The organism is Bacteroides sp. 1_1_30 (assembly GCF_020982715.1).
GTDB classification, from domain to species: domain Bacteria; phylum Bacteroidota; class Bacteroidia; order Bacteroidales; family Bacteroidaceae; genus Bacteroides; species Bacteroides xylanisolvens.
Genome location: NZ_JAJKHN010000068.1, coordinates 25,530 through 37,896, shown reverse-complemented (window position 1 = coordinate 37,896; position 12,367 = coordinate 25,530). Strand labels below are relative to the sequence as shown.

Sequence of the window (12,367 nt, the reverse complement as noted above, 5' to 3'; positions counted from 1 at the left end):
ATCGGACTGCAAAGATAAGAACTTTATTTATTATCCTCCAAAACTTTTCGGAAGTTTTTTTTGTTCTTTTCTTTAAGTGCAATCTCGCTTTTTCACTATGTCAATTCTGCAAGGCTTTCTTCTCTTGGAAAGCGGGTGCAAAAGTACACCCTTTTAGTATACAATCCAAATATATTAAACTCTTTTTTCGAAGTTTTTTTGAAAGAATCTGCTAAAACACTGAAGGATAATGATGTTGTAGAACATATTTTTGATAGGATTAGGAAAGTGTGAGGACGGATAAGGAAGTGAGGGTAATAGTAGAGCATTGAGAGAGGCGCTTAGAAAAGCATAGCTTTAGAGAACGTAAAGCTATGCTTTAGCACTCGTAAAGCTATGCTTTAGCACTCGTAAAGCACCGCTTTAGCATTGACAAATCACTGCATTGTTTATAACGGGCGGGTACAGAAGGGACACTTTTCAGGGAGCCCCTTCACACACACCCGCGCGCACGTACTAAAATAGTCTCTTCATCATCTACATTGATAAACACTATGCATTGGGGCAGGCGTTTCAGTCAGGCGAGTGCAGTATTTTCCTTTATCCCATGCCGACTGCCATACCTATGTGCGGGTGAAACCTGCTCTCAATTTGCCAAAGAAGAAATTCTCATCAACATTCATCAGATGGCTAATTTCTGTAAGGGCAAGGAATAACAGAATATGCGTGGCTTGGCAGTAGAGAGATTCACAAGTTGAAGTGCAGTCTTAAAGTCGGCGAAAGAATGATTATATTCTGGCAACACTTCTTCATCGTCATAGTAGAAGCATCTTCTTCACCGTGCTCTCCTTCTTCTCCCCACGTTTCATTATTTTCCACCTTATTTGTACGCGCGCACGTGTGTGAGAAATTATTGTGGTGTCCCTACTGTACCCTTTGTCCCTGCCCCACTGTTCATAACTTTGTTTTTTGCATAAGGGAACGCCTGCAGTTTCAGCGAGACAGAAGTACAATTGCTCCTTTCACCGCCTTGAAATCAAGAGTTGTTATAGCATTGGCAGCCCATACATGTTCTTTGTTCGGTTCATCTATACCCTCTTTATGCAAGTACATTACAGACTTTTAATTACCAACCAGTCTCATCCCAACCGGCAGCAGAATACCATTGTAATGTTCGATAAAAATTATTTATTTTTGAATCAAAACTTCCACGAGGTATATAAGTGGACAGCCCTTCCGCCTTTTCCATGGAAAACATACTATAAGTAATTCCCGAATAATTTTTCGGCGTAGTTTTCCTATAAATTACAGCCTCATCAAAAGCTTGACGCCACGACTGATAATCAGCATTATCTTTTCCTCCTGTTAAATTTTGAATCAAATTATCAAAATCATAATTTGCTTTATCACTGCTAAAATCATAAAGCTGTATATCATCACGCTGCACCACTCCCGCATCTTGAATATATTTAGGAATAATAGTTTTAACAACCATAGCTAAATGATCCAAAGCAGCACTATTAATTACAGATGTTGCAACTCCTCCCGTCCAATTTGTATTAACCGATGGTACCTTGCCAGTATAAAACTTTTCATAATAATTGAAATAAGCACTAGCTATATTTATAGCCAAATTATTCTCTGTAAACATCTCCGGCACAACTACACTATAAGGGGCCCCAGGACCAGGAATTTCAGTTGGTGAACCAATAAAATATTCAGTACAATCACGTAGTTCATAAGCTACCTCCACAGCCTGCATCGAACATGAATCAAACAGAATAAATTTCAAAGGTCTAGGAAAAGAAGATAACAATACATCATGAAAATCCGGAATATTCATTTGAGTTCTACGATAGTACCCGATTGAACGAGAATTCGCATCATTGGTAGCCGGCACCCATGAAGAACTATGAGATAAAAACACAAAACCATAACTATCTGCCGGGAAATAACTTACCGTTTGAGAAATAACAGAAGACATAACCTCTTTAGCCAAAGGATTCTGTTCCGAATAGGTAAAAAGAGTGTCTGCTACCACTTTTCCATTCTGTTTTTTTAATGAAACAAGACGAGGAACATCATTAACCATTTCACTATAAACAACTAAATTACATTTTGAATAATCCACCTCTTTCATACCCTCTTTCATATCTTCAAAATTGGTTTTAAAGAGATCAGATAATTCATTAACGCCATTATCACCTACAATATATACCAACACAGTGCGCCCAACTTGTTCACGCGGTTGAGGTATAATAGGACCTTCTTCATCATCGTGACAAGCTGCCACCAACATTACAACACAGAACAAAAGCGATAATATTTTTATCTTTTTCATAATATTCCTCATTTATAACAGGGACAAAGATAAACAAATAAGAGATGCAAACCTGCATCTCTTATTATATTAACAATTAAGTTATTGTTTATTACTCTTCCGGTTTCGTAAAGCGGAATTTATCTGAATCAATTCGCGATACCGTCATTCTATTATTCTTCTTATATTTATTCAGAATCTTCGTTGCTTCTTTTTCCAACTTCTTTCTGTTTTCCGAGAAGTAAATCATACATGTACTATTCTGCTGCAGTTGGTTATCCTCCAAATAATTTTTCAACTGATAACTATATAATTCACGATGAACCAAGAATCCTTCTTTGCTAACCTTCGCACTATCTAATATCTGAATATCCGTGAAATAGACTACCGTATCCGTAAATGAAGCAGAAATTCCAAAAGCATAAACCGGTTTAGAATGGTCTTTTTTCAGAGAAAAAGCGGAGCACATGGTAAACACAAGTGCAATTGCAAATAGTATTTTTACGTATTTCATATCATATAATTTTTAACTTCGCAAAGGTAACAAAAAAGAGGAGACTACCTCGATTTATCTCAAATAAATAGCATTTCTTAATCATAAATCCATAACAATACAGGTTTCTTTTCTGCCTTGAGCAGCCTGTCAACCTTCCTCATCACCTCATCAGATATCACAGGACACCCTTGACTGATTCCTAATGGAAGATGCAAAGGATACACCTCCGTTTCCGGCATCGGAGTATAAGAATGTAACACGATATACCGTTTGAAAGCATTGTTATTCGTTGCTTCCAATCCATGCAATTTATAATGAACATTAATCCCCCACTTGCTATACGACCGTATCCCTACTTTATATTTTCCTAAAGAAGAGCAATAACTACCTTCCACATTACTGAATACAGGCTTGGACAGCGTACTGTTTTTCCCGTATCCATGCGCACAAAGACTTGCATACTTCACAGAATCTCCCTTGAAATCCCATACAAAGAAACGCCTTTTACCGGAATGAATACTGAAATCTACCAGAAAGCAATAATTTGTATTATACCCGTTCTTATCACAATAAGCCTTTCCTGCCTGCGCTTTTTCACGCAAACGTTGCTCTAGTTTAGCAGGCACCGTGTCAGAAGATAATGTCGCATATCTTGCGTATGCCATCACCCCTGCTCCCAAAACAACCAGAACAAATGATATTAAAACAGATTTCTTCATAAAACTCACATAGCACAAGATTAAATTATAGAATGGGACTTATATAAAAAGTCGCATAAGTACATTCTTCTACATGAAAAGTGCGACTTATGCGACTCAAATTCTTTTTTCAGAAACTGATATTCCTTACTTATCCCAAGTAAGATTTGAGCAATTTACTACGATTACTTTGTCTAAGTCTTCTAATTGCTTTTTCTTTAATCTGACGAACGCGCTCACGTGTGAGGCCAAATTTATCGCCGATTTCTTCTAATGTCATTTCTTGTTGTCCGATACCGAAAAACATCTGAATGATTTCTTTTTCTCTATCGGTTAACGTAGAAAGAGCTCTATCAATTTCCCTCGCAAGAGACTCATTAACCAGAGAGCGGTCCGCCATTGGCGAATCATCGTTAACCAACACATCCAACAGGCTGTTATCCTCTCCTTCCACAAAAGGTGCATCCACCGAAATATGACGGCCGGATACCTTCAGCGTATCAGAGATTTTATCAACCGGAATTTCCAGTTCGTCTGCCAACTCCTCGGGAGACGGACGCCGCTCGTTTTCCTGTTCAAACTTCGAGAAGGCTTTGCTGATCTTATTCAACGAACCTACCTGGTTCAACGGGAGACGAACAATACGCGACTGCTCTGCCAATGCTTGCAGAATAGACTGGCGAATCCACCATACAGCGTAGCTAATGAACTTAAATCCACGTGTCTCATCAAATTTCTCGGCAGCCTTAATCAGTCCTAAATTGCCTTCATTAATCAAGTCAGGCAAACTCAAACCCTGGTTCTGGTACTGTTTAGCCACAGATACGACGAAACGAAGATTGGCACGTGTCAATTTTTCCAATGCTACACGGTCACCCTTACGAATGCGTTGAGCGAGTTCCACTTCTTCCTCAACAGTAATCAGGTCTTCACGGCCGATTTCCTGCAAATACTTATCAAGAGAAGCGCTCTCTCTGTTAGTGATACTTTTGGTAATCTTTAGTTGTCTCATTCTTTAAAAACAGATTTGGAGTGCAAAGTTACGACAAATAATTTGTTAACATACAAAATTAAGTAACTTTTACACTATATTTTTCAACTAATAAAACAAAAAGAGATGCCGACAAGTTGATTGGCGGCATCCTTTTTCTATTTCATTAGCTTATCCTATAATCTTCTTACCTTATTTTATATATTACTCTTGAGTAAGATCGACAGCGAAGTATCCGCGTTTACCGGATGGGAACACACCGGTCAGGAACAATACCTGATTCGGAGACTTAACAGCAGCTTTCATCACTTCTTCCAGATCGCTGACTTTGCGCATCGGCTGGTCATTAGCTTTTAGGATAATGAAACCTTTACGAACTCCTGCATCTGACATCTTACCGGAAGAAACTCCTGTCACTTGCAAACCGTAACCCAGATTCAATTGTTTCTTCAAATCATCCGGCAATTCTTTGAAAGCAGCTCCCAAGATTTCCATGCCTGCATCTTTCACGATTTTGGTAGTACCTTGTTCGTTCTTCAACGTTACTTCAACGGTCTTTTCCTTCTTATCGCGCATCAGTTTCACTTTCACCTTATCACCCGGACGATGTTTCGCAAGAGCTTCCTGCAAGTCGGCCATATTGGATACTTTCTTATTATCCACACCGATAATTACGTCGTCCACTTTGATGTCAGCTCCTGCAGCAGAACCATTCTCTACGATTTCAGAAACCCACACTCCTTCTACAACACCCAGTTCTTTAGCTTTATCTGCCAGTGTCTTACCGGATTTATCAATCGGTTGACGGTCGTCCATCAAACTGCTACCGATAGAACCACCACGAATACCGAGCAATGCACGTTGTACTGTTCCGTATTGTTTCAGGTCGGCAATTACCTTCGTCATAATGCTGGTCGGGATAGCGAAACCATATCCTGCATAAGCACCTGTCGGAGAAGAAAGCACCGAATTGATACCTACCAGTTCACCTTTGGCATTTACCAGCGCACCGCCACTATTCCCCTGATTGATAGCAGCATCCGTTTGGATGAATGATTCTATACCACCATTATATACACCCAGAGAACGGGCTTTCGCACTTACGATACCGGCAGTTACAGTAGAGTTCAGATTGAACGGGTTACCTACCGCCAATACCCACTCTCCTACTTTCAACGCTTCGGAGTCTCCTACCGGAATAGTCGGGAAATCATCACCTTCTATTTTTACCAATGCAAGGTCGGTGCTGGGGTCAGTACCAATCACGCGTCCTTTAAACTCACGGTTATCATTCAGTTTCACACTGATTTCATCCGCACCTTCAATCACGTGATTATTCGTTACGATATATCCATCTTTCGAGATGATTACTCCCGAACCAAAACCTACACGAGGTTGAGACTGTACCTGACGCTGCTGTCCGCGTCCATCACCAAAAAAGAAATCGAAGATGTCCGGCGCTTGCTGAACAGTTCTTGTTTTAGCTTCTTGAGTAGACCTTATATGTACGACAGCATGAAGCGAATTCTCCGCAGCCTGAGTCAGGTCAACAGGTTGAGCGTTCACAGCGTCAAAAGCAGCCAATTTGACATTGGGATTCTGCTTGAACATCTCATTAAAAGATGTCTCTTTAGCAGCTTCGTTAGATTGCAACAATTTGTAAGTTGTCAATCCTGCAACTCCTGAGCTAAGAAGAATGATTGCTCCTACTCCCAGAATGTTCTTTGTTGTCTGTTTCATGATTTATAATTCTTTAAATTGTTAATATTCGACATTGTTTTAACTTTTACGACGTTAAAATAATAACAAATATCGTTCACTTATTCTACTTGTCACTCTTTTTTGTCCACTTTTAACAGAGAATATTTAGAGCTTAACAGCGGTTAACGACAGCACCTGACAAATTTACATTCGTTGTATGTCAGATGGCTTTAACACTCTGACATTCATTCAGTAAAGTCAGATTTTCATGACACCGATTCCGGGCAAATCATTTAAGGTGATCTTTCCATTCACCACTTCTACCCCTTTAAATCGATCATTAGAAATAAGCAAGTTACCATCCAGGTCGGCAAAATCGACTAATGGTGAGAACTGTGAAGCTGCAGAAATAGCACACGAGGTCTCTGTCATACAACCCACCATCACACGCATACCGAGCGCATGAGCCAGCGTTACCATCTTCCATGCTTCACGCATACCGGTACATTTCATCAGCTTAATATTAATTCCCGTGAAAGCGTCTTTCAAGGCAGCTACATCTCCCAAACGCTGCAACGATTCATCTGCAAATATCGGCAATGGACTTTGTTGCGTTATCCAGGCAATGTCGTCTAGCTTCTCCTTCGGCATAGGCTGTTCTATCATCACAATACCTTTTTCTTTCAGCCAATGAATCATATCAAGCGCGTATTGACGGTCTTTCCAGCCTTGGTTGGCATCTATCGCTATCGGTAGATTCGTTACCGAGCGGATGGTTTCAATCATCTCTTTATCATTGTCCCGTCCCAGCTTTACCTTTAATATATTAAACTGATCGGCACACTCTTTCGTTTTCTCCCTTACCACATCAGGTGTATCAATACCTATCGTGAAGGTGGTAGAAGGCGTCTTTTCTTTGTTCAATCCCCATATTTTATACCAGGGAGCATCCAACAGTTTTCCCACTAAATCATGAAGGGCGATATCTACCGCAGCTTTCGCCGCCATGTCTTTTGGCGAGAGGCTGTCAACGTATGACAAAATATCATCTAGCTGAAAAGGATCACTAAACTGTTCCAAATTCACTTTCCCCAGAAAACTCATTACCGATTCTACCGTCTCTCCCAAATAAGGAGGCATAGAGGCCTCTCCGTACCCCGTTATCCCTTCATATTCTATTTCCACCTGTACATCAGGAGTCGTTGTGCGTGAATATGTGGCAACCGTAAACACATGCTTCAACTTCAATTCATAAGGGAAAAAGCTCATTTTCATCTTTCCTCCCAAACCGAGCTTATTTATATAGACGTTAGAAAGCGATGATTCTCCGGCTAATGTCTGACGGACAACCAACCCTGAACCCAAAGCAGCCAAAGTCGCTGTTTTCAAAAAATCTCTTCTGTTCTGCATGCTTTAATAGATGATAAATTACAAATGATAAGTGATAAATGACAGGTGGCAGATAATAGATGATAGATATTTATGCCAAATACTCACAGTAACTATCAACCATCATTTATCAACTATTTATAATAAGGATTATTATCCGTAGTATTCATTCCCTTCTCCTTATTAATATAAGGTAGGAAGCGAACGGCAAAAAGCAGACGTTTCGTGTTGAACTCGTCATAGTTCTTATCCGCAGGGTTCATACTACTGATGTGTACATCGCCCAAAGCGTGGATAAACTGTTTATTACCAAGGTAAATACCAACGTGAGAGATTCCTTCTTTACGCTCCGCAGTTGCTTTACGGCCGAAAAACACTAAATCCCCCCGTTGTACATTGGCAAAATCAGGAGCAATCTCAATATGTTCGCCCACATAAGCCTGTTGAGACGCATCTCTTGGAATAATAATATCATGCATAAAAAGCACGGTACGTACCAAGCCGCTACAATCTACTCCTTTGGAAGAGGTTCCTGCCCACAGATAAGGAATTCCCATCATCGAATAAGCAGTCGCAATGATACTTTCAACATCTTGTTTCAATGAAGCCCTCCATTTTGTTTCCGGTTGAGAAATAGATTTAGAGATGTATGCTTTCCGACCGTCGGGATAAGCTACTTTGTAGAAATGCCCCTTGCTTCCCTCCCACTTCAGACGATTGCCTGCAACCACGTCGGACACAGGTTGAGAACTTTCATCCGGTTTTTCATACGCAAATCCGTAGTGCGAAGTAACCACTATCTTTTCCGCCCGGTTCCACTCATCATAACGTTCCTTCGACATGGGGGTAATCACCATCCGGTGTACCCATCCGGTATAATCATCCGGCGTTTGTATCTCGTACCAACCGGTATATTGAAGTACTTTGACCGGCATCCCCAACAATGCCTGCGTACTCATGCCGGAAGTAAATTTGCCTTCTTCGCGCAAATTGCAAACAGAGATATGCACTACCCCATAAGCTGAATCGGCAGGCATGGGACGTATTTCCTGTGCTTTCAGGCTGACTGCCGCAATCACCAGAAAACAAGAGAAAAGGAGGATATTCTTTTTCATTAAAATTCATTTTAATAATAGCAAAGGTAGAAATTATTTCTATTTGTGGTACTTTCTTTGGCTAAAACAAAATAAATGACGTATTTTTGCAGTCTAAAGCAGTTGGCCGGTCTGTCGCGTGCACGTTTCGTGCAGGAGGAAAGTCCGGGCAACATAGAGCATCCTACTTCCTAACAGAAAGCTGTCCGTGAGGGTAGAGTAACGTAGAAGAAAATAACCGCCGCTCCTTTCGGGGAGAGGTAAGGGTGAGAAGGTGGGGTAAGAGCCCACCAGCCGCATGGTGACATGTCGGGCTGTACGTCTTAGGAGTTGTAAGGTCATGTAAACCGGCGTTATGAGAGTTGCTCGCTCCATGTCGGAGGGTAGACCGCTAAAGTGTCGTGGTGACACGCCACTCAGATAAATGACAGGCACCTTGTTTTATATAAGGTACAGAACTCGGCTTATAGGCTGACTGCTTTTTCTTTTAATTATCCGTTGAACTATGAAGAAGAAAATCACCGATATATGGAAGTTTCTTACGTATGACATCTGGCGCATTACGGAAGATGAAGTGACCCGAACCAAGTTCTCACTCTACAATATTATAAAGACCATCTATCTTTGTATCAACCGGTTTACCAAAGACCGGATGGCTAATAAAGCTTCCGCACTGACATATAGCACATTGCTCGCCATTGTACCGATACTTGCCATCCTGTTTGCCGTGGCACGCGGTTTTGGATTCGACAACCTAATGGAACATCAGTTCCGCAATGGTTTCGGAGGAAATATAGAAACAACAGAGGCCATTCTCTCATTTGTCAACTCCTATCTTTCACAAACCAAAGGAGGTATTTTCATTGGAGTTGGTTTGGTCATGTTGTTATGGACGGTTATCAATCTGGTCAGCAATATTGAAATCACCTTCAACCGTATTTGGGAAGTGAAAAAAGCACGGTCCATGTATCGCAAGATTACGGATTACTTTTCTATGTTCCTGTTGATGCCGATTCTAATCGTAGTGTCCGGAGGACTTTCTCTGTTTATGAGCACCATTCTCAAACAGATGGATGATTTCGTCCTGCTTGCTCCTATTATGAAATTCATGATACGGCTTATCCCTTTCGTCCTGACATGGCTGATGTTCACAGGGCTGTATATCTTCATGCCGAATACAAAAGTAAAATTCAAACACGCGCTCATTGCAGGCATTCTGGCGGGGTCTGCTTATCAAGCTTTTCAGTTCCTGTATATCAACAGCCAGTTGTGGGTGTCAAAGTACAACGCCATTTACGGTAGTTTTGCTGCACTTCCTTTATTTCTGCTTTGGTTGCAAATATCTTGGACAATCTGTTTATTCGGAGCCGAATTGACGTATGCCGGGCAAAATATCCGTAGTTTTAGTTTTGACCAGGACACCCGGAATATCAGCAGACGATACCGGGACTTTATATCCATCCTGATTATGTCGCTCATAGCCAAACGGTTTGAGAAGAACGAGCCTCCCTATACGGCTGCAGAAATCTCGGAAGAGCATCAGATTCCCATCCGACTAACCAATCAGGTGCTTTATCAGTTGCAGGAAATAGAATTGATTCACGAAGTAGTCACCGACGAAAAAAGCGAAGAGATCGGCTATCAACCGTCAATGGATATCAATCAATTGAATGTAGCCATCTTATTGGATCGTTTGGATACATACGGTTCCGAGAATTTCAAAATTGATAAAGACGAAGAATTCAACGACGAATGGAAAGTGCTGACCGAGTCCAGAGAAGAATACTATAAAAAAGCAAGTAAAGTATTACTGAAAGATTTATAAGGAAAAGGACGCAAGCAGTGCAACGATCTCGAAAATCAGACTTTACAACCTGATACTCTTATCTATAATAAGCCCAAAGCCAGCCTGAAAGGAGAAGCCGCCCAACTGAAAGTGGCAGTAGACTATTTGCTGAAGGATTTGTCAAAAAAGAAATAAATACTACATTATTAATGCCGCTTATTCAGCGGCATTAATAATAAGTTATATATCAACACTTTAGAGGAAACACTTTTGGTTTTAAATAAACAGTCCGTTCCTTTAAAAGGAAAGCATCGTTGGTTTAAAAGGAACGGACTCTTCCTTTAAAACCAACGATGCTTTCTGTTATATGCTTATCCTAAAGAACTAAGAATATAATTATTTTTCAATCAATAACGGTTGTATGAAATCACCTTTTCTTTCGGCTTCCTCATCTTTTTGCGTTTTTCCTTTGCCGGATAGCCAATGACAATATCCAGCAATAAACGTTTGGAAGCAGGAATACCGGCAAGCTGTTTCATTTCTTTTTCATCAAACCAACCCAGGATACAAGAGCCCAGTCCTTCGGCTTCAGCCGCCAAAGCAATATGAGCAGCAACTATTCCAATGTCGATCAATGGAAAATGCTTGCCTTTCACCTTTCCACCAAGCAGAGAGGTAATATTAGCAGATTCCTCTACCACCAGAATATGCACGGGAGCATCTTTAGCAAACTTATTCATCCCCAAACCAGCAGCAGCTTTCCCCGCTTTTTGGGCCAGTTCCTTATCCGTGATGACTACAAACTTCCAAGGCTGCGCATTACAGGCCGAAGGCGCCAAACGAGCAGCTTCAAGTATCCGTTCCAACTTTTCCGGCTCTACCGGACGCTCCTTATCATACGAACGGTCGCTTTGACGAGCCTGTACCAATTGAAGAAAATCCATAAGATTGCGATTTTATGATTTACAATTTACGATTGAAATTCGCTTTTGCGACAGCCAACTATTTATACTGAATCATCCGGCTGATATACTTACCGATAATATCGAATTCAATATTTACCACACTGCCAATCTCAAACGTATGGAAGTTTGTATGCTCATACGTATAAGGAATGATAGCTACCTGGAAAGTAGCATCGGTCGGATTACATACCGTCAGGCTAACACCGTTCACAGTTACCGAACCTTTATCCACCGTGATATATCCACGTTTCGCCATTTCCTTATCAAACGCATATTGGAAGGTAAAATACCAACTACCTTCCGCATCCTTAATATCAATACAAGTAGCGGTCTGGTCTACATGTCCCTGAACGATATGTCCGTCCAACCGGCCATTCATCATCATGCTACGTTCAACATTCACCTTATCCCCCACTTTCAGCAAACCGAGATTAGAGCGTTCCAATGTTTCTTTCATGGCAGTCACCGTATACGTATCATCTGTCAGAGTCACCACTGTCAGACACACACCATTGTGAGAAATACTCTGGTCGATTTTCAACTCATTCACAAACGAACACTTAAATGTAAAGTGTATATTCTCCTGGTCTTTCACCAGTGCTACCAAAGTAGCATATTCTTCTACGATTCCAGAAAACATAATTTCATTTACTATTTTACGATTTACTACTTACTATTTTAAGATTGAGAATACTCTCTTAATGCAAGGGTCAAAGATACGAATTAGAAAGGAGCTTAAAAAATAAGAGCAAAAAAAAATGGGGCTTTTCACAAAGCTCCATTTTTCAGTTTTCAATAGGTATTAGTTTTTTTTTAAGGTAAAAAGATTGTTTTCAGGATAACGGTGCAAATATAGGCGGTTTTACCGATACTATCCAAATTATAAAACATGTCATATAACATCTTTTTGAAAATTCTTTGGATTTATTATCATTTGAAGCAAAATCT

The 12,367-nt window shown here is 40.6% G+C and carries 11 protein-coding genes and 1 other RNA gene; 2 read left to right on the top strand and 10 right to left on the bottom strand.

Translation table 11 applies throughout. The features are described from left to right. Positions 1-726: 726 nt before the first annotated feature. From LPH68_RS26645 to LPH68_RS18655, 8 genes are all read right to left on the bottom strand, one after another. Positions 727-858 (bottom strand): hypothetical protein, encoded by a 132-nt coding sequence (locus LPH68_RS26645; protein ID WP_008771187.1) that lies wholly within the window; start codon positions 856-858, stop codon positions 727-729. A gap of 247 nt (positions 859-1,105) precedes the next feature. Beyond that, a complete protein-coding gene (locus LPH68_RS18685) occupies positions 1,106-2,320 on the bottom strand; it encodes a clostripain-related cysteine peptidase (protein WP_117685287.1) in 1,215 nt (404 codons plus the stop codon). A 91-nt stretch (positions 2,321-2,411) separates the two neighbouring features. Then, positions 2,412-2,813 (bottom strand): hypothetical protein, encoded by a 402-nt coding sequence (locus tag LPH68_RS18680; RefSeq protein WP_009041072.1) that lies wholly within the window; start codon positions 2,811-2,813, stop codon positions 2,412-2,414. Positions 2,814-2,890: 77 nt separating this feature from the next. Continuing rightward, positions 2,891-3,514 carry a murein L,D-transpeptidase catalytic domain-containing protein gene (locus tag LPH68_RS18675; RefSeq protein WP_004317639.1) on the bottom strand — a complete coding sequence of 208 codons (624 nt, stop codon included), beginning with the start codon at positions 3,512-3,514 and terminating at the stop codon, positions 2,891-2,893. Between the two features lie 130 nt (positions 3,515-3,644). Continuing rightward, on the bottom strand, positions 3,645-4,505 hold the full coding sequence (locus tag LPH68_RS18670; RefSeq protein WP_002561589.1) for an RNA polymerase sigma factor RpoD/SigA: 861 nt from the start codon (positions 4,503-4,505) through the stop codon (positions 3,645-3,647). Positions 4,506-4,688: 183 nt separating this feature from the next. Beyond that, a complete protein-coding gene (locus tag LPH68_RS18665) occupies positions 4,689-6,224 on the bottom strand; it encodes a trypsin-like peptidase domain-containing protein (protein WP_004317638.1) in 1,536 nt (511 codons plus the stop codon). A 219-nt stretch (positions 6,225-6,443) separates the two neighbouring features. After that, positions 6,444-7,595, bottom strand: coding sequence for a dipeptide epimerase (locus LPH68_RS18660; RefSeq protein WP_055236201.1), 1,152 nt, complete (start codon positions 7,593-7,595; stop codon positions 6,444-6,446). 113 nt (positions 7,596-7,708) lie between these two features. Continuing rightward, complete coding sequence (locus LPH68_RS18655; RefSeq protein WP_055236200.1) at positions 7,709-8,689, bottom strand: NlpC/P60 family protein; 981 nt, start codon at positions 8,687-8,689, stop codon at positions 7,709-7,711. Positions 8,690-8,787: 98 nt separating this feature from the next. On the opposite strand from LPH68_RS18655, the gene rnpB reads away from it, so the two are divergent. Together rnpB and LPH68_RS18645 are read left to right on the top strand one after the other, a co-directional pair. Beyond that, an RNA gene (rnpB, locus tag LPH68_RS18650) (RNase P RNA component class A) lies at positions 8,788-9,151 on the top strand. Positions 9,152-9,173: 22 nt separating this feature from the next. Further along, complete coding sequence (locus LPH68_RS18645; protein ID WP_008025368.1) at positions 9,174-10,493, top strand: YihY/virulence factor BrkB family protein; 1,320 nt, start codon at positions 9,174-9,176, stop codon at positions 10,491-10,493. Positions 10,494-10,861: 368 nt separating this feature from the next. On the opposite strand, the gene LPH68_RS18640 is transcribed toward LPH68_RS18645, so the two are convergent. Further along, positions 10,862-11,398 (bottom strand): nitroreductase family protein, encoded by a 537-nt coding sequence (locus LPH68_RS18640; protein ID WP_015532855.1) that lies wholly within the window; start codon positions 11,396-11,398, stop codon positions 10,862-10,864. Positions 11,399-11,456: 58 nt separating this feature from the next. Then, positions 11,457-12,059 (bottom strand): riboflavin synthase, encoded by a 603-nt coding sequence (locus LPH68_RS18635; RefSeq protein ID WP_015532856.1) that lies wholly within the window; start codon positions 12,057-12,059, stop codon positions 11,457-11,459. Between the last annotated feature and the right edge of the window lie 308 nt (positions 12,060-12,367).

Excerpts from the sequence above, each read along its gene's own strand:
- LPH68_RS18685 (WP_117685287.1), bottom strand. The coding sequence starts at position 2,320 with ATGAAAAAGATAAAAATATTATCGCTTTTGTTCTGTGTTGTAATGTTG.
- LPH68_RS18680 (WP_009041072.1), bottom strand. The coding sequence starts at position 2,813 with ATGAAATACGTAAAAATACTATTTGCAATTGCACTTGTGTTTACCATG.
- LPH68_RS18675 (WP_004317639.1), bottom strand. The coding sequence starts at position 3,514 with ATGAAGAAATCTGTTTTAATATCATTTGTTCTGGTTGTTTTGGGAGCA.
- LPH68_RS18670 (WP_002561589.1), bottom strand. The coding sequence starts at position 4,505 with ATGAGACAACTAAAGATTACCAAAAGTATCACTAACAGAGAGAGCGCT.
- LPH68_RS18665 (WP_004317638.1), bottom strand. The coding sequence starts at position 6,224 with ATGAAACAGACAACAAAGAACATTCTGGGAGTAGGAGCAATCATTCTT.
- LPH68_RS18660 (WP_055236201.1), bottom strand. The coding sequence starts at position 7,595 with ATGCAGAACAGAAGAGATTTTTTGAAAACAGCGACTTTGGCTGCTTTG.
- LPH68_RS18655 (WP_055236200.1), bottom strand. The coding sequence starts at position 8,689 with ATGAAAAAGAATATCCTCCTTTTCTCTTGTTTTCTGGTGATTGCGGCA.
- LPH68_RS18645 (WP_008025368.1), top strand. The coding sequence starts at position 9,174 with ATGAAGAAGAAAATCACCGATATATGGAAGTTTCTTACGTATGACATC.
- LPH68_RS18640 (WP_015532855.1), bottom strand. The coding sequence starts at position 11,398 with ATGGATTTTCTTCAATTGGTACAGGCTCGTCAAAGCGACCGTTCGTAT.
- LPH68_RS18635 (WP_015532856.1), bottom strand. The coding sequence starts at position 12,059 with ATGTTTTCTGGAATCGTAGAAGAATATGCTACTTTGGTAGCACTGGTG.